Genomic DNA, 16683 nt, shown 5'->3' with positions numbered 1-16683 from the left:
GCCAGGTCTCCTGCCCGGCGAAGCGCCACCCATTCCCACCCGAGCCCCACCGCATCCCCCCAGCAAGCCGTACGGCCCGCTCCATCGAGCGACGGAGACGGGCCCTACGGGGACGGGAGTGCTCAGGACAGGTCGAACTCCCCGCCCTTCACCCCTTCGATGAACGCCTCCCACTCCCCGGGGGTGAACATCAGCCGGGGTCCCTGGGGATCCTTCGAGTCGCGCACGGCGACGCCGTCGCGCAGGCGCGCGACCTCCACGCACTGGTTGCCGACGGTGTTCGAGCGCGCCGCCTTGCGCCAGACCGCGCAGGCCAGGTCGTCCGCCGGTACGAGTCCCCTCATCGTCCTGCCATCTCCTTCTCGACCGAGTTGATCATTTCCATGGACTTCTCCGGGCCGAGCGCGGCGGCACGAAGATGATCGAAGACCTGGACGTATCCGCGGATCTCGGCGGGGTCCTCCAGGTAGAGCTCGCCGCTCATGTTCTCCAGGAGCACGACGGCGGCGTCGCCGGGATCGGGGAAGGCCAGGATCGCCGTGGGGTTGCCCATGCCGAGGTAGGCGCCCGCGTCGAACGGCAGCACCTGCACGGTGACGTTCGGCTGGACGGCCATCTCCTGCAGCCTGCGCAGCTGCTCGGCCATCACCGCCGGCCCGCCGACGGGGCGGCGCAGCGCGGCCTCGTCGATGACGGCCCACAGCTCCAGCGGGGTCGGCCCGGTCAGGCGGCGCTGGCGCTCCATCCGGGCCGCCGCCCGGCGCTCGATCTCCGCCGGGTCCTTGACGAGGGCTGCGCCGATGACCGCGCGGGCGTAGTCCTCCGTCTGGAGCAGCCCGGGAACCAGCAGCGGCTCGTAGTTGCGCACCGACGACGCCTCGGACTCCAGCCCGACGTACGGCCCGGGCAGGACGTCGTCGTAGGCGCGCCACCATCCCCGCCGGGCGGCGTCCCTGGCCAGCGCGATCAGCGCGTCGCGTTCGGAGCCTTCGACGGCGTAGAGGTCGAGCAGGTCGCGGATGGTCCGGGCATGCGGGCGGGTGTGGCCGGTCTCGATCCGATAGACGGTGGAGGCCGCCATGCCGAGCCGTCGCGCGACCTCCTCGCGGGCGAACCCCGCTTCGCGCCGCAGCCGCGTCAGCTCGCCGGAAAGCCGACGGAGCCGGACAGTAGGGCCGCCAACTCCCCTCATGGACCGAACTCTCCCTTTCGCCGCAAAAGGAAACTATGCAATCGTGCATTCGCCATATTGCGTAGCCGTTTTGCAAAGTGCAGGATGAACGAAGTCTTGCACGGACCTCGAATCGCCATCCGCAGGCGGGGGCACAGGGAGTTATCACGGGATGACAATTCTCAACCTCACGGGGAGAATCGCGATCTCACACCCCTTCTCGGGAGACCCCTCCCGGGTGCGGGCCGCCCGGCGGTTCGTGGCGAACCGTCTCGGTGACGGCCACCCCTGCCGCGACGACGCCGTGCAACTGATCGGCGAGCTGGTCGCCGAGTCGCTGCGGCACGCCGCCTCGTGCGGGCGCCCGCCGGGGTACGGCGTGTCGGTCCTGGCCACGCCCGCCGCGGCCCGCGTCACGTTGTCGACCCAGGGCTGCGGGTGCTGGACGTCTCCCGAACTCACGCCGGGCCGCGGCGTCCACCTCGTGGACCTGTTCACCCGCCGGTGGGGCGTGTCGGCCAGCCGCACCGGGGTCTCCGTGTGGTTCGAGGTCGGGCACGACGCCGCCGTACCGCCGCCCAGAGGCGTGGAGAGCGAGAGCACGACGACGGCCTGACACGAATTTCTGGCCGGATCCGGGGTAGACGGGCGCCATATCTTCCGGAGAAGGGGACGATATGGCGCAAATAAGCACCGACATTCCCGCGCGGCTGGATCGGCTCCCCTGGGCCCGCTGGCACTGGCTCGTGCTCATCGGACTCGGCACCGTCTGGATCCTCGACGGGCTCGAAGTGACCATCGTCGGGGTCATCGGCCCCCGGATCACGAACCCGGACAGCGGGCTGGGGCTCACCGAGAGCGAGGTCGGGATCGCCGCCGGCGTGTACGTCGCGGGAGCGTGTCTCGGCGCTCTCTTCTTCGGTCACCTGACGGACCGGTTCGGGCGCAAGAAGCTCTTCCTGGTGACGCTCGCCGTCTATCTCGCCGCCACCGTGGCCACGGCGTTCTCGCACGACGCCTGGTACTTCTACCTGTGCCGGTTCTTCACCGGCGCCGGCATCGGGGGCGAGTACGCCGCGATCAACTCGGCGATCGACGAGCTCATCCCGGCCCGCGTGCGCGGCACGGTCGACCTGGTGGTGAACGGCTCCTTCTGGCTCGGCACCGCGCTCGGCGCGCTCATCGCGATCCCGGCGCTCGACACGAGCCTGCTGCCGGCCGGTCTCGGCTGGCGCCTGCTGTTCGGCCTGGGCGCCGTGCTCGGCGTGGCGATCCTGCTGGTACGCAGAACCGTGCCGGAGAGCCCGCGCTGGCTGTTCATCCACGGCCGCGGCGAAGAGGCCGAACAGATCGTGGGGGGCATCGAGAGGAAGGTCCGCGAGGAGAGCGGCAGGGCGCTCGAAGCGGCGCACGGGGAGATCAGGATCAACCAGCGGACCCACACCCCGCTGGCGGAGGTGGCGGCCACGCTGCTGCGCCGCTATCCCAAGCGCACGACCGTCGGTCTGTCGTTGTTCGTCGGCCAGGCGTTCCTCTACAACTCGATCTTCTTCACGTACGCGCTGGTGCTGTCGACGTTCTTCAAGGTGCCGGACGGCAGCACGCCCTGGTATCTCGTCCCGATCGCGATCGGGAACTTCCTCGGCCCGGTCCTGCTCGGCCGGTTCTTCGACACGGTCGGCCGCCGCACGATGATCTCGGGCACCTACGTGCTGTCGGGCCTGCTCCTGCTGGGCACCGCCGCGCTGTTCGACGCGCGCGTGCTGACCCCGATGACCCTCACGGCCTGCTGGATGGTGGTGTTCTTCTTCGCCTCTGCCGGGGCGAGCAGCGCCTACCTGACGGTCTCGGAGATCTTCCCGATGGAGACCAGGGCACTGGCGATCGCGCTGTTCTACGCCGTGGGCACCGGGCTCGGCGGCATCATCGGGCCCGTGCTGTTCGGCCGCCTGGTGGAGAGCGGGGTCGTCGGCAACGTCGTGGTCGGTTATGTCATCGGCGCCGGCCTGATGATGGCGGCCGGGCTGGTGCAGTGGTTCATGGGTGTGGAGGCCGCCCGGCGCTCGCTGGAGGACATCGCCGCGCCGCTCAGCGCCGAGCAGCGCCAGATGGTCTGACCTGGCCCATCGGTACGGCTCGCGTCTTCGAGGCGCGAGCCGCCGGGTGTCTTACTGCCCACTTGGGTATCAACCCCCTCAGATGCGCACATAAGGCGCATCATCGACATTCGGGGGAATCATGGCTGACGACGCTCAGAAGAAGAAGCCCGCGAAGTCCACCGGCAAGGCGAAGAGGATGGCCATCAAGGAAGCCCGCTCGGCGAAGCAGGCGAAGAAGGCCACCCGCCCCGCCGAGGGCGCGGGCGAGTGACGGCCGTACGGCCGGTGCCACCATGACCCGGGCCGGGCCCACCGCGGCCCGGCCCTCCTCTGTTCCCCCTGTGGGACGGGCGAACCACCCGCTCCAGGGCGCTGCCCAGCCGCTCGGCAGCCCGGCCGATTTATGCGGAGCATCCTGGTATGCACTGGTTCCCTCCGTCCTGGATACTCGAAGCCCCTAGAGTCGATCTCTCCTGGAGGGCCGCCCGTGAGGCTTGGAGTCGTCTTCGACCGCGATCTCCCGCCGGAGTCGCTCCCGTCGTTCGCCGCGGAGCTGGACGGCACGACGGTCTCCGACCTGTGGGTGGTGGAGGACCTCGGCTGGACGGGCGCGATCTCCTCGGCCGCCACGGCGCTGGCCGCGACCTCGCGGCTGCGCGTGGGCATCGGCATCACCCCGGCGCCCCTGCGCAATCCGATGCTGCTGGCGATGGAGCTGGCCAACCTGGCCCGCCTCCACCCCGGGCGGCTGGCCGCCGGGATCGGGCACGGCGTGCAGGCGTGGATGCGCCAGGTGGGCGCCGCAGCCGCGTCGCCGCTGTCGCTGCTGGAGGAGACGATCACGTCCGTACGAGCGCTGCTGCGCGGTGAGACCGTCACCCTGCACGGACGCGAGGTCGGCCTGGACGGCGTCCGCCTCGTCCATCCGCCGGCCGAGCCGCCGCCCGTGCTCGCCGGAGTGGTGAACCCGCGCTCGCTGGCCCTGTCGGGACGGGTCGCCCAGGGCACCATCCTCCCCGAGGGTTTCACCCCGGAACGGCTGCGGTCGATGATCGAGGGGATCGGCGCGACCGGAGATCATGAAGTGGTGGCGTTCGTCCATCTCTACGTCGGCGACGACGCACGCGCGGCCCTGCGGAAGGCGGCCGAGGAGCAGGCCGGGTTCCTCCAGGTCGCCCCGGAGGAGGTCGTCATGGCGGCCGGTTCGCCGGAGGAGGCGGCCACCCTGGTCAGGGCGATGTGGGAGGCGGGCGTGTCCACGGTCGCCGTCCGCCCGGTCGGCGCCGACCCGCTCTCGCACGTCCACAAGCTGCTGTCCGCCCTCTGACCCCGCCACGGGGGACATGACATTTGTCCTGGGAAAACCGGGATCGGCCTGACTACGCCATAGCGCGCGCGATCAGGCAGAGTTGAGGCGTGGACACGCCGACCCTCCGATCTCCTCAGCACCGCGTGAGCCGTACCGCCGTCTGGTATTGGGCCGCACGGGCCGCCATCGGCTGGCTGGTCATCCTGGCGGCCCAGGTCGTCTGGCTCGTGACCGACAGCGACGGGACCGGTCTGTCGGTCGCCGGCCATGTGACCGTTCTCGTGCTCACCGCCGTCGTCGCGGTGGCGCACGTCACGATCATGCCGCAATGGCGCTATCGGGTGCACCGCTGGGAGGCCACCTCCGCGGCCGTGTTCACCCAGTCGGGCTGGTTCAAGCAGGAGTGGCGCATCGCCCCGGTCTCCCGCATCCAGACGGTGGACAGCGAGCGCGGCCCGCTGGAGCAGCTCTTCCGCCTGGCCAACGTCACCGTCACCACCGCCTCCGCGGCCGGCCCGATCAAGATCGGCGGCCTCGACCGGGACACGGCCCAGCGCCTGGTCGCCGAGCTCACCGCCACCGCGCAGGCGACGGCGGGTGACGCCACGTGATCGACGTCGCCGATGCGACCCTGGCCTGGCGGCGGCTGAGCCCGCGCATGCTGGTGATCCATCCGGTCCAGGAGGTCGTGCGGGCCGCCCCGGCGCTGCTCGGCCTGCTGATCGCGGGGACGAGCAGCGGCGGGCAGGGCCACTGGTGGAGCCTCGCGGGCGTCGGCCTCATGGTCGTGCTCGGCATGCTCCGCTGGTTCACCACGACCTACCGCATCACCCCTGAGCACGTGCAGGTCCGCCGCGGCCTGGTGACCCGCAAGGTCGTGACCGTGCCCCGCGACCGGGTCCGCACGGTCGACGTCACCTCCCACGTGCTGCACCGGGTGCTCGGCCTGGCCCGGGTCGAGGTGGGAACGGGCACGTCGGAGCGCAGGCACGAGGGCCGGCTCAGGCTCGACGCGCTGAGCGCCGCCGAGGCCGCCCGCCTGCGCGTGGAGCTGCTGCACCGCGCTCCCGCCGCGGCCCCCGCCGCCTCCGCCGCGCCTGCCGTCCCCTCCGGCATGCCGGTCGTGGAGGCCGAACTCGCGCGGATGCGTCCCGAGTGGGTGAGGTTCGGGCCGTTCACGATGTCCGGGCTCGTCACCGTGGGCGTCGTCGCCGGGTTCGTGTCCCGCCTGGTCTCGGAGGGCAACGTCGATCTCGGCAAGGTCGGGCCCGTCCAGGAGACCTGGCGGTGGTTCCGGGAGATGTCGCTCCCGCTGGAGATCGCGACGGTGGTGCTCGTGCTGGTGGTGTTCGTCAGCGTCGCCTCCACGCTCGGCTACGTCCTGGCCTTCGGCCATTTCCGGCTGACCCGGCACCCCGAGGGCACCCTCCACGTGACCCGCGGGCTGCTGACCAGGAGGGCCACCACCATCGAGGAACGGCGGCTGCGCGGGGTCGAGGTCACCGAGCCACTGCTGCTGCGTGCCGTACGCGGGGCCCGCCTGTCCGCGGTGACGACCGGCCTGCGGGCGGCGCAGGGCGCCCAGCGCGGCGGATCGTTGCTGCTGCCGCCCGCGCCACGCGCGGAGGCCGTGTCGGTGGCCCGGCTCGTGCTCCCCCGTGTCTCCGGAGCCGCCTCCGCAGGCTCCGATGCCTCGCCGGTCACCACGCCCCTGATCCCCCACGGCCCAGCCGCGCTGCGCCGCAGGTTCACCCGCGCGTACGGCGTGCACGCGCTGGTGCTGGCCGTGCTGCTCGCGCTGTGGTGGTGGGCCGGGCTGCCCTCGTGGACGTGGCTCACGGCCGCCGCGCTGCTGCCGCTGACCGCCCTGCTCGCCGCCGACCGCTACCACTCGCTCGGCCACGCTCTGACGTCCGGATATCTGGTCACCCGCTGGGGCTCGTTCTCCCGTCGCCGGGTGGCGCTGGAGTGCGACGGCGTCATCGGCTGGAACATCGAGCGGTCGTTCTTCCAGCGCAGGGCCGGCCTGGCGACGCTGACGGCGACCACGGCGGCGGGCAGGCAGGGCTACCACGTGCTCGACGTGGAGCTCGCCGAGGCGCTGCGCCTGGCCGCCGCGGCCACCCCGGGCCTGCTCGATCCGTTCCTCACCGAGACGCGGCCCGTCAGCTCTGTCGGCCAATAGCATGTGGTGTCCGATAAGGCCGGTTTGATCCCAGGAGTCAGCGTGTCCCGCTACGGCCAGATGTTCGGCCCCGACATCACGTTCCTCGGCGTCGAGCGGTGCGACCTCGACGATCCGGCCGGCTACGCGGACGCCGACGTCGTCATCCTGGGCGCGCCGTTCGACGGCGGCACCTCCCACCGGCCGGGCGCACGCTTCGGCCCGAACGCCATCCGGCAGACCTGCTATCTCCCCCACGACGGCTCCCGCCCGAGCCTGGCGCTGCGGGTGGACGCCCTCAAGGACCTGCGGGTGCTGGACGCAGGAGACGTGGAGACCTACGCCGGGGACATCGAGGGCAGCCTGCGCGCGATCGAGGACGCGGTCGCCAGGATCGCGGCCTCCGGGGCGATCCCCGTCGTCCTCGGCGGCGACCACACGATCGCCCTGCCCGACGCGACCGGCGTCGCCCGCCACCACGGCTTCGGCCGGATCTCCATGCTCCACTTCGACGCCCACGCCGACACCGGCGACATCGAGTTCGGCCACCTGCACGGCCACGGGCAGCCGATGCGGCGGCTCATCGAGTCGGGGGCCATCCGGGGCGACCGCTTCCTGCAGATCGGCCTGCGCGGCTACTGGCCGGGGCCGGAGATCCTCGACTGGATGGCCGGGCAGCGCATGCGGTCGTACGAGATGACCGAGATCGTCGCCAGGGGCCTCGACGAGTGCCTCACCGAGGCGTACGCGATCGCGCTCGACGACTGCGACGGGGTCTACCTGTCGGTCGACGTGGACGTCTGCGACCCCGGCCACGCGCCGGGCACCGGCACGCCCGAGCCGGGCGGCCTGTCGGCCCGCCAGCTCCTCGACGCCGTACGCCGGACCTGTTATGAGCTGCCCGTCGTCGGCCTGGAGATCGTCGAGGTGGCCCCGCCGTACGACCACGCGGACATCACGGCCTACCTGGGCAACCGGGTCGTGCTTGAAGCGCTGTCGGCGATCGCCCGGCGGCGCAGGGACGCCGCCGACGGCACCCGCTGGGATCCGAAGCAGCCCCTCCTCGACGGCCGCTGACCCCGCTCCGGACAACCGGCGCTTGCCGCATATTTCCCCCCGCGGCCGGGAGCCGATCTGGTAGGCATGGCCGGATGAAGCGATCGAGAACCGCCGCCGTCCTGGCCGTCGCCGCCGTGCTCCCGGCGTTCCTGACCGGCTGCGCGGCGGAGGGCAACGCCACGCGCTCGGCGCGCGCGGCGGCCACGCGATCCTCGGACGGCGCCGCGACGGCGGCCGGAACGACGATCCCGGCCGTGCAGGGCGCGCGGTCCCCGGCCACCTCGCCGGATCCGGCCGGTTCCGCCGGGCGCGGCGCTGGAGCGACCAGGGACGCGTCGGCGGGCCGTCCGGTGCGGTCGCCGGTGAAGCCCGTACAGGTGCCGGCCGGGGTGACGGCGGGATACGCCGTGGTCGACGTGACCACGGGCAAGACGGTCGCCCAGAAGCAGGCGCACCACCGGTTCCGGTCGGCGTCGGTGGTGAAGATCCTCATCGCCACCGACTATCTGGAACGGCACAAGGGGAAGATCCCGGCCCGGGACATGGCGCTGCTGACGCCCATGCTCCGCGGCAGCGACGACGATGCGGCGACCGCCCTGTGGCGGCGCGGCGGCCAGGGCGAGATCGTACGGCGGATGGCGCGCAGGATCGGCCTGACCGAAACCGCCCCGCCGCCCGCCGCGAAACCCGGCTTCTGGGGCTACACGGCCATCAGCGCGGCCGACATCGCGCTCGTCTACCGGTATCTGCTGCGGCGGGCCGAGCCCCGCGTCCGCGACTTCGTCCTCGGCAACCTGCGCAAGGCGTCGCAGTGCGCCCGCGACGGCTTCGACCAGTTCTTCGGCATCCCCCGCGCCGTCCCCCGGCCCTGGGCGATCAAGCAGGGCTGGTCCGGATTCGGCGCGGTTCCTCCCGTCAAGTGCACCCGCGCGAAGGCGACGTCGTACCGTATCGGGGCGATCACAATAAGCGGCAACCCGGTTGATTTCGGCCGTCCGGTGCTCCACACTACTGGCGTGATCGGCGACCGGCTGATCATGGTGGTGCTCACCCTGCAGCCCTCGGGGGCGTCCTTCACGCAGTCGGCCCAGCGGGTGACGAAGCTGGCGAGAGACCTCTATCTCAGCGTCGCCTAGCCGTCCGGTTCGTACGGGAGGGACCGTTCTGTTTAGAGGCAGGGCCGCCGGGCAGCGATCACGCGTGCTCTCCCTCCTTTCTGAAAGCTGGTCGGCGATGGGTTTCCCGTGGGGATTGCTCGGCCGGGACATGGCGGTCGATCTCGGCACGGCCAACACGCTCGTGTACGTACGCAAGAAGGGCGTGGTCCTCGACGAGCCGTCGGTGGTGGCGGTCAACCTGCACACGGACAGGATCGTGGCGGTCGGGACGGCGGCGAAGGAGATGATCGGGCGGACCCCGCCCCACATCGCCACGCTGCGCCCGCTCAAGGACGGCGTGATCGCCGACCTCGACGCGGCCGAGCGCATGCTGCGGCACTTCATCCAGGTGGCGCACAAGAACCGCTACCTGGCCAAGCCCCGGGTCGTCGTGGCCGTGCCGAGCGGCACCACGAGCGTCGAGCAGCGGGCGGTCAGGGAGGCGGCGTACGAGGCGGGCGCCCGCCGCGTCCACATCATCGAGGAGCCGATGGCCGCGGCGATCGGCGCGGGGCTCAACGTGGGCGACACGACCGGCAACATGGTCGTGGACATCGGCGGCGGCACGACGGAGGTCGCGATCGTCTCGCTCGGCGGGGTGGTCGTGTCGAAGTCCGTGCGGGTCGGCGGCGACGAGCTCGACGAGGCGATCGTCAACTACGTCAAGAAGGAACACTCCCTGATGCTCGGCGAGCGTACGGCCGAGCACGTCAAGATCAAACTGGGCAGCGCGCGGCCGGGCGGCGACGAGACCACACCGATGCCGATCCGGGGCCGCGACCTGGTGACCGGCCTGCCGAAGACCGCGACGATCAACCGCGCGCAGGTCAGGGAGGCGATCGAGGACCAGGTGCAGACGATCATCGACGCCGTGCAGAGCACGCTCGACCAGTGCCCGGCCGAGCTGGCGGGCGACCTCATCGACAACGGCATCGTGCTGACCGGCGGCGGCGCGCTGCTCGACGGGCTGGACGAGCGGCTCGAAAAGGCCATCGGCATGCCGATCAACCTCGTCGACCAGCCGCTCCAGTCGGTGGTGCTGGGCGCGGGCCGGTGCGTCGAGCGTTTCGACGAGATGCAGGACGTGTTCCTCCCCGAAACGCGTCGATGAGATCCTCCGGTCGCTCCTCCGGTCGCCGGGCGCCCGTGTTGCTCGCGCTCGTCTCCGCCGCCCTGATCGCCGCCGACACCGTCACCCCGCTCGAACCGCTGCGGGCGTTCGGGTCGGCCGTGTTCGGCGGGCTGGAGGACGCGGCGTCCGCGGGCGTCCGCTGGGCGTCGGGCGAGCACCGCCTGGCGGAGCTCGAACGCGAGAACGCCCGGCTGCGCGCCGACCTGCTCGCCGCCCGGCGCACGACCCCGTCCCCCGCCCAGGCGGACGGCTACCAGGTCGTGCCGGCCCACGTCATCGGCTTCGGCCGGGACGGCACGGTCACCGTCGACACCGGCTCGGAGGCCGGCGTGACCCGCGACATGACCGTGTTCGACGGCGACGGGCTGGTCGGCCGGATCCTGCGCTCCGGCCCCGGCACGGCGACGGTGCAGCTCGCCACGGCCTCGGGCGCCTCGATCGGGGCCCGATTGGAGGGCTCGCGTGAGGTGGGCCTGGTGACCGGCGTCCCCGAGCACGGGCTGCTGCGGCTGAGCCTGCTCAACGCCTCCGCCGAGGTGAAGCCCGGCGACCGGGTGGTGACGCTGGGCTCGCGCGACATGCGGCCGTACGTGCCGGACGTGCCGATCGGCACGGTGGTCACGGTCGAGCCCGCGCCGGACGCGCTGACCAGGACGGCGCTCGTGCGGCCCTTCGTCCGCTTCACCGCGCTCGACCTCGTCACCGTGGTGCTGGGGCCGCTGCCGGACGCCGCGGCCGTGGACGCGCCGGTCGGCCGGGGCGCAGACGCCGCGAAGAAGGGGGCGTGATGAAGGCGGTCGTCGCGTGCGTGCTCGTCGTCCTCGTCGCGCCGGTGCTCCAGGTCGCCGTGGTCAACGGTCTGTCACTGCCCGGCGGCGGGCCCGACGTCGTGCTGGTCGCCGTCGTCGCGCTCGCGCCGCTGCTGCGCCCGGGAGCGGGAGCGTTCCTGGGGTTCGCCGCGGGCCTGGCCGCCGACGTCGCGCCGCCCGCCGACCACACCATCGGACGGCTCGCCCTGGTCATGTGCCTGGCCGGGTGGGTGTGCGCGCGGATCACCGCGGACGGCTCGGCCGGGCGGCGCGCCGCCGTCGCCGCCGCCGTGGCCCTGGGCACGACGCTCGCCGGTGGCGTGCTCGCGGCCCTGCTCGACGGCACGCCGTGGGGCACGGCCCTCGCGCCCGGCGCCGTCGCCTGGACCGCCGGACTGGCCGCGTTCGTGGCGGCGGCCCTCGCCCTGCTGCCCCGTCGCCGGTCGTTCGGGCGGGTGCCCAGAGACTCCTCACGCGATCGGTACGGCCGGGGGAGGCGGCTTGCGTAGGACCGTCCACCGGGGCCGCCTCACGCTCGTGTTCGTCGTGGTGACCGCGCTCATGCTGACCCTGCTCGGCCGCCTGTGGTATCTGCAGATCGTCACCGGCCCGTCGTACGCCAGAGCGGCCACGGAGACGCGGGTCCGCTCGGTCGTCCTGCCGCCGGTGCGGGGGCGGATCCTCGACGTACGCGGCCGGCCGCTGGTGGCCAACGAGACCAAACCTCAGGTGTCGGTGGACTACATGGCCCTCATCCACCAGCCCGACGGCGGGAAGGACGTGCTGACCCGGCTCGCCCGGGCCCTGGGCCGCCCCTACCAGGAGATCGCCGACCGTGCCCGGCTGTGCGCCGCGGACGTGCCCCGGCCGTGCTGGCCCGGCTCGCCGTACCAGCCGATCGTGGTCGCGGACGACGTGAGCGTGCGCACGGCGCTGTGGATCGCGGAGCGGCAGGACGAGTTCCCCGGCGTCAGCACGGCGTTGCGGCCGGTCAGGACCTATCCCCTCGGCTCGGCCGCGGCGCACGTGCTCGGCTATCTGCAGCCGCCCTCCCCCGACGACCCCGAGGGAGGCCCGGAGCTGATCGGCCGCGACGGCCTCGAAGCGCAGTATGACCGCGAGCTGGCCGGGCGCACCGGGATCAGGCAGGTGGCGGTGGACAGCACGGGCACGGTCACCGGCCTGATCCGCGAGGAGGCCGCCGTCGCCGGAGACACGCTGGTGACCAGCATCGACGCGCGCATCCAGGAGGTGGCCGAGCGGGCGCTGACCCGGGCGGTGACCGCCGCGCGCAAGCGGGGCGAGCCCGCCGACAGCGGCGCGGCGGTGGTGCTGGAGGCGAAGACCGGGCGGGTGACGGCGATCGCCGACTATCCCACCTACGACCCGAGCGTGTGGACCGGTGGCATCTCGCAGCGCGACTACGAGGGCCTGCCACTGGTCAGCGCGGCCGTGCAGGGGCAGTGGCCGCCGGGCTCCACCTGGAAGGTGACCTCGACGGCCGCGGCGGCGAAGGCGGGCTACCCGCTGCGAGGCTCCTACGACTGCCCGGGCGGCTACACGATCGGCGGCCGGGTGTTCCACAACTTCGAAAGCGCCGCACTCGGCCGGATGGACATGCACCGGGCGCTGGTGGTGTCATGCGACACGATCTTCTACCGGTTCGCCGACCGGATGTGGCGGCGCGACGGCGGCCTCAAGCCGGTCGAACACCCCAAGGACCCGATGCAGAAGATGGCGAGGGAGTTCGGGTTCGGCACGCCCACCGGCATCGATCTGCCGCACGAGGCGTCGGGACGGGTGCCCGACCGCGCCTGGAAGAAGGCCAACTGGGAGCGGACCAAGGCGGACTCCTGCCGCCGCGCCAAGACCGGCTATCCGGAGATGTCCGACCGCAAGCGGGCGGCCTACCTCAAGGCGCTCGCCACGGACAACTGCCGCTCCGGCTGGGTGTGGTGGGCGGGCGACGCCGCCAACTTCTCGATCGGCCAGGGCGACGTGCTGGTGACGCCGCTCCAGCTCGCCCGGGGATACGCCGCGCTCGCCAACGGCGGCACGGTCTTCAGCCCCAGGATCGGCAAGCAGCTCGTGGGCCCCGACGGCACCGTGGTCCGCACGATCACCCCGCCCGTCGTGGGAAAGATCGACGCCTCGCGCAAAACGCTGCGGTTCATCCGCGACGCGCTCGCCGAGGTGCCGCGCACCGGTACGGCCGCGGGCGCCTTCAAGGGCTACTCCTTCAAGCGGCTGCCCGTGGCTGGGAAGACCGGCACCGCCGAGGCGTACGGCAGGCAGGACACCTCGTGGTTCGCCTCCTTCGGCCCGGTGAAGAAGCCCAAATATGTGGTCGTGGTCGTCGTCTCGCAGGGCGGCACGGGCGGGACCACCGCGGCCCCCGCCGCCAGGGAGATCTGGGAGGGCATCGCCGCCCTCACCCACGACGGCGAGAAGAAGCACGACACGAAGAAGCACACCAAGGAAAGCGGCAAGGGGACGCGGGCCGCCTCCCTGTCGCCGGTCGCGTTCTCCAAGGCGGGTGGCGCGCGGTGACGACACTCGGTCCCTTGTCCGTACGGCTGCCGTCGCGCCGGGCGACCAGGCGCAGGTCGTGGGCGCGACTCGCGGTCTTCCCCGCCTGGGGCCTGGTGCTGCCCGCGGCCGCGTTGTCGGCGATCGGGCTGCTGCTCGTGTGGTCGGCCACCCGCAACGACCCCGGCTCGACGCTCCTGCAGCGGCAGGCGCTCAGCGTGGGCATCGGATTCGCGCTCCTGTGGGCCGTCTCGCGGATCGACCTGCGGATGCTGCGGGCCTACGTCCCGGTGCTGTACCTGCTCGGGCTGGCCGGGCTGATCGCCGTGCTGACCCCACTGGGCCGTACGGTCAACGGCTCGCACGCCTGGATCGTGCTCGGCGACGGGCTGCAGTTCCAGCCGTCCGAGTTCGCCAAGGCGGCCACGGTGCTGGCTCTGGCGACGGCGCTGGGCGAGCCGCGCGACGGCGAGCGCAGGCCGGGCGCCGGGGCCGTGCTGCTCGCCCTCGGCCTGGCCGCGCTGCCGGTCGGGCTGATCGCGCTGCAGCCCGACTATGGCACCGCGCTCGTCTTCCTCGTGCTGACCACCGGGACGATCGTGGTGTCCGGCGCGCCCAAGAGGTGGTTCGCGGCGTTCGCCGCCGCCGGGGCCGCCGGTGTTCTCCTGGTGTGGCGACTCGACCTGATCCGGCCCTACCAGCTCCAGCGCCTGATGGTGCTGGCCGACCCGGACGCCGACCCGATGGGCATGGGCTACAACGCCACCCAGGCCAGGATCGCGATCGGTTCGGGGGGCCTGCTCGGCAAGGGCCTGTTCCACGGCGAGCAGACGGCGGGCCACTTCGTGCCCGAGCAGCACACCGACTTCATCTTCACGGTCGCGGGCGAGGAGCTCGGCTTCGTCGGCGCGGCCTGCGTGATCCTGCTGATGCTCGCCCTGCTGTGGCGCGGCCTGTGGATCGCGGCCAAGAGCCCCACGCCGTTCGGGACGGCGGTGGCCGGCGGTGTGGTGTGCTGGCTGGCGTTCCAGACGTTCGTGAACATCGGGATGACCATGGGCCTGCTGCCGGTCGCGGGGCTGCCCCTGCCGTTCGTGTCGTACGGCGGGTCGGCCACCATCTCCAGCCTGGCGGCCGTGGGGCTGCTGGCCGCCGTGAACCGGCGTACGCGCACCCCGGCATAGGGCAGTCTTGGAGGAATGCGCAGCAAGCTCGGCGGACGGGTCGCCCAGGCGGCGGAGATCGCCCTGGCCACCCGCAAGTACGTGACCCCGATCGACGTGCTCACCGGCCTGCGGTGGCTGCACGACCGCCACGTGGAGACCTGGCGGCAGGGCCGCACCGGCAACCTGGAAGAGCTGGCCGCCGTGGACGCCGGCCGGATGGCGGAGGCGCTGTCGCATCTGCGCGCGTGGGCCCTGTCGAGGAACCTGCTGGAGAGCGAGGCGACATACACGGCGGGCACCCGCGACCGGCGGCCGCTGCGCTTCACGGCGGCGGGCGACGACGACCTGGAGCGCGCCTTCCGCGTCCACTGGCTGTCTCCGGAGCTGAGCGAGGCACGGCGGCGGCAGATCACCGACCGGCAGAGCAAGGCCCCCGACCTCGTGGCCGTGGCGCCGCTGGACGCGTGGACGTGCGCCGGGTGCGGGGACACCGGGCCTTACCTGATCATGGAGGATGATCAGCCGCACTGCCTGACCTGCGCCGACATGGACCACTTGTGCTTCCTCCCGGCGGGGAACGCGGCGCTGAGCCGCCGCGCCAAGAAGGAGAGCGGGTTGTCGGCGGTGGTGGTCCGCTTCAACCGGCGGCGCAAGCGATACGAACGGCTCGGCGTGCTGGTCGAGGAGGACGCGCTGACGCGGGCCGAGGAGCAGTGCCTTGCCGACGAGGAGGCGCGGCTGCGCCGCCGCGAGCGCGACCGTGAGCGCCGGGCCGATGAGGACGCCGAGTTCCAGACCCGGATGGCGGAGCGGATCCGCCGCCTGTTCCCCCGCTGCCCGGCCGAACGGGCCGAGGCCATCGCCGCGCACGCCGCCGTACGCGGGAGCGGGCGGGTGGGCCGCACCGCCGCCGCCCGGGCGCTGGACGAGAACGCCATCACGCTCGCCGTGATCGCGAGCGTGCGCCACCTGGACACCGACTACGACGAGCTGCTGATGGCCGGAGTGCCGAGGATGACGGCCCGCGAGCGGATCCGCCCCCGGGTCGAGGAGGTCCTCGCCGCCTGGCGCGGCTGAGCGCTCCCGGCCGACCTTGAACGGACCTCAGCGGACGCGGCCGACCATCTGGGCGTACATGCGCCCGGGGCTGGGGACCGACGACGGGTTGAGGAAGCCGGGCAGCGGGGGCAGGTCGACCGCGAACGGCTGCAGCCGCTCGAACAGCGTGTGCGCGTCGGGCGGCCGTTTGTCCGGGTCCTTCTCCAGCAGCTCGGCGATGAGACCGTCGAGCTCGGCGGGGACCCCCGGCACCCGGGGCGGCTGCTCCTTCACCTGCTTGTCGAACACGGCATATTCCGTGGGCCCGGTGAACAACTGGTCGCCGGTCAGCATCTCGTGCAGCACGCACCCGAGGGAGTACAGGTCGCTCTTCGGCCCGGCGACGCCCCGCTGGATCTGCTCGGGCGACATGTACGCCGGGGTACCGAGGATCTGCCCGATCCGGGTGAACTGCGCCGTCCGCCCCGCGACGTCCGTCTCACGCAACATGGCGAGCCCGAAGTCGAGCAGCTTCACGCTGCCGTCCGGGCAGAGCATGAGATTGGTCGGCTTGAGGTCCCGGTGGCAAATCGACAGCTCGTGCGCGGCGGTCAGCACGGCGCACGCCTGCGCGGCGATGGCCGCGGCCCACGGCACCGGCAGCGGGCCGTGCTCGCTCAGCAGGTCGGCGACCGTCACACCCTCGATGAACTGCATGACCTGGAAGAGCCGCTGCTCGTAGGTGCCGAAGTCGTAGAGCACGGGCGCGCCCGGGTGATCGAGCTTCGCGAGGATCCGCGCCTCGCGGAGGAACCGGCGCTGCAACTCCTCGTCGGGGCCGTCGGGCAGCCGCAGGAACTTCACCGCCCCCTTGCGGTCGAGCCGCCGGTCATGCCCGCCGTATACGGCGCCCATGCCGCCCTGCCCCAGAGGGAGGTCGTCCAGCTCATACCGGTCGCCGATGACCATGCGCCCCTCCCGTCGGCCTTTCGGGGAAAAAGCTACCGGATCCGTCCGTGATGCTCGGGCTCGGTGACGGGGTGAACAGGA

At 72.3% G+C, this 16683-nt stretch carries 17 protein-coding genes; 14 read left to right on the top strand and 3 right to left on the bottom strand.

The features are described from left to right. Positions 1-122: 122 nt before the first annotated feature. Both FLV34_RS21085 and FLV34_RS21080 read right to left on the bottom strand, forming a co-directional pair. Complete coding sequence (locus FLV34_RS21085) at positions 123-344, bottom strand: DUF397 domain-containing protein (protein WP_030510575.1); 222 nt, start codon at positions 342-344, stop codon at positions 123-125. Next, complete coding sequence (locus tag FLV34_RS21080) at positions 341-1192, bottom strand: helix-turn-helix transcriptional regulator (RefSeq protein ID WP_142647227.1); 852 nt, start codon at positions 1190-1192, stop codon at positions 341-343. Before FLV34_RS21080 ends, FLV34_RS21085 begins: the two co-directional genes overlap by 4 nt. A gap of 151 nt (positions 1193-1343) precedes the next feature. Here FLV34_RS21080 and FLV34_RS21075 point away from each other — a divergent pair, with 151 nt between their 5' ends. The 14 genes from FLV34_RS21075 (at position 1344) to FLV34_RS21015 (ending at position 15672) form a co-directional block, all read left to right on the top strand. After that, positions 1344-1787, top strand: coding sequence for an ATP-binding protein (locus tag FLV34_RS21075; RefSeq protein ID WP_142624765.1), 444 nt, complete (start codon positions 1344-1346; stop codon positions 1785-1787). Positions 1788-1848: 61 nt separating this feature from the next. Next, a complete protein-coding gene (locus FLV34_RS21070) occupies positions 1849-3288 on the top strand; it encodes an MFS transporter (protein WP_185948958.1) in 1440 nt (479 codons plus the stop codon). Between the two features lie 121 nt (positions 3289-3409). After that, positions 3410-3541: a hypothetical protein gene (locus tag FLV34_RS42575; protein ID WP_261985854.1), complete on the top strand. Its 132-nt coding sequence runs from the start codon at positions 3410-3412 to the stop codon at positions 3539-3541. A gap of 216 nt (positions 3542-3757) precedes the next feature. Beyond that, complete coding sequence (locus FLV34_RS21065) at positions 3758-4597, top strand: LLM class flavin-dependent oxidoreductase (RefSeq protein WP_260617212.1); 840 nt, start codon at positions 3758-3760, stop codon at positions 4595-4597. Between the two features lie 125 nt (positions 4598-4722). Then, positions 4723-5190: a PH domain-containing protein gene (locus FLV34_RS21060; RefSeq protein ID WP_260617213.1), complete on the top strand. Its 468-nt coding sequence runs from the start codon at positions 4723-4725 to the stop codon at positions 5188-5190. Then, positions 5187-6764 (top strand): PH domain-containing protein, encoded by a 1578-nt coding sequence (locus FLV34_RS21055; protein WP_222709572.1) that lies wholly within the window; start codon positions 5187-5189, stop codon positions 6762-6764. The genes FLV34_RS21060 and FLV34_RS21055 overlap by 4 nt, the downstream gene beginning before the upstream one ends. A gap of 42 nt (positions 6765-6806) precedes the next feature. Further along, the gene (gene speB / locus FLV34_RS21050) at positions 6807-7820 is read left to right on the top strand and encodes an agmatinase (protein WP_142647231.1); all 1014 of its coding nucleotides are present in this window, start codon (positions 6807-6809) and stop codon (positions 7818-7820) included. 74 nt (positions 7821-7894) lie between these two features. After that, a complete protein-coding gene (locus tag FLV34_RS21045) occupies positions 7895-8938 on the top strand; it encodes a hypothetical protein (RefSeq protein ID WP_205830116.1) in 1044 nt (347 codons plus the stop codon). Between the two features lie 97 nt (positions 8939-9035). Beyond that, complete coding sequence (locus FLV34_RS21040) at positions 9036-10070, top strand: rod shape-determining protein (RefSeq protein ID WP_168065851.1); 1035 nt, start codon at positions 9036-9038, stop codon at positions 10068-10070. A 35-nt stretch (positions 10071-10105) separates the two neighbouring features. Then, positions 10106-10879, top strand: coding sequence for a rod shape-determining protein MreC (mreC, locus tag FLV34_RS21035; RefSeq protein WP_142647232.1), 774 nt, complete (start codon positions 10106-10108; stop codon positions 10877-10879). Next, positions 10879-11409, top strand: coding sequence for a rod shape-determining protein MreD (mreD, locus tag FLV34_RS21030; protein ID WP_142647233.1), 531 nt, complete (start codon positions 10879-10881; stop codon positions 11407-11409). Before mreC ends, mreD begins: the two co-directional genes overlap by 1 nt. Continuing rightward, positions 11402-13450: a penicillin-binding protein 2 gene (gene mrdA / locus FLV34_RS21025; protein WP_261985853.1), complete on the top strand. Its 2049-nt coding sequence runs from the start codon at positions 11402-11404 to the stop codon at positions 13448-13450. Before mreD ends, mrdA begins: the two co-directional genes overlap by 8 nt. Beyond that, on the top strand, positions 13447-14613 hold the full coding sequence (gene rodA, locus FLV34_RS21020) for a rod shape-determining protein RodA (protein ID WP_147943852.1): 1167 nt from the start codon (positions 13447-13449) through the stop codon (positions 14611-14613). Before mrdA ends, rodA begins: the two co-directional genes overlap by 4 nt. Positions 14614-14628: 15 nt before the next feature. Then, positions 14629-15672, top strand: coding sequence for a DUF2293 domain-containing protein (locus FLV34_RS21015; protein ID WP_142647235.1), 1044 nt, complete (start codon positions 14629-14631; stop codon positions 15670-15672). Between the two features lie 27 nt (positions 15673-15699). On the opposite strand, the gene FLV34_RS21010 is transcribed toward FLV34_RS21015, so the two are convergent. Next, positions 15700-16602 carry a serine/threonine-protein kinase gene (locus FLV34_RS21010; RefSeq protein ID WP_147943851.1) on the bottom strand — a complete coding sequence of 301 codons (903 nt, stop codon included), beginning with the start codon at positions 16600-16602 and terminating at the stop codon, positions 15700-15702. Positions 16603-16683 lie beyond the last annotated feature (81 nt).

Source organism: Microbispora sp. CSR-4 (assembly GCF_008033685.1).
Taxonomy (GTDB): domain Bacteria; phylum Actinomycetota; class Actinomycetes; order Streptosporangiales; family Streptosporangiaceae; genus Microbispora.
Note: the sequence above shows the minus strand (reverse complement) of the source record. Positions and strands in the feature narration are given on the sequence as shown.

What these genes read in the sequence shown, in the direction of transcription:
- FLV34_RS21085 (WP_030510575.1), bottom strand. Translation starts at nt 344, where the DNA reads ATGAGGGGACTCGTACCGGCGGACGACCTGGCCTGCGCGGTCTGGCGC.
- FLV34_RS21080 (WP_142647227.1), bottom strand. Translation starts at nt 1,192, where the DNA reads ATGAGGGGAGTTGGCGGCCCTACTGTCCGGCTCCGTCGGCTTTCCGGC.
- FLV34_RS21075 (WP_142624765.1), top strand. Translation starts at nt 1,344, where the DNA reads ATGACAATTCTCAACCTCACGGGGAGAATCGCGATCTCACACCCCTTC.
- FLV34_RS21070 (WP_185948958.1), top strand. Translation starts at nt 1,849, where the DNA reads ATGGCGCAAATAAGCACCGACATTCCCGCGCGGCTGGATCGGCTCCCC.
- FLV34_RS42575 (WP_261985854.1), top strand. Translation starts at nt 3,410, where the DNA reads ATGGCTGACGACGCTCAGAAGAAGAAGCCCGCGAAGTCCACCGGCAAG.
- FLV34_RS21045 (WP_205830116.1), top strand. Translation starts at nt 7,895, where the DNA reads ATGAAGCGATCGAGAACCGCCGCCGTCCTGGCCGTCGCCGCCGTGCTC.
- FLV34_RS21040 (WP_168065851.1), top strand. Translation starts at nt 9,036, where the DNA reads ATGGGTTTCCCGTGGGGATTGCTCGGCCGGGACATGGCGGTCGATCTC.
- mreD (WP_142647233.1), top strand. Translation starts at nt 10,879, where the DNA reads ATGAAGGCGGTCGTCGCGTGCGTGCTCGTCGTCCTCGTCGCGCCGGTG.
- FLV34_RS21015 (WP_142647235.1), top strand. Translation starts at nt 14,629, where the DNA reads ATGCGCAGCAAGCTCGGCGGACGGGTCGCCCAGGCGGCGGAGATCGCC.
- FLV34_RS21010 (WP_147943851.1), bottom strand. Translation starts at nt 16,602, where the DNA reads ATGGTCATCGGCGACCGGTATGAGCTGGACGACCTCCCTCTGGGGCAG.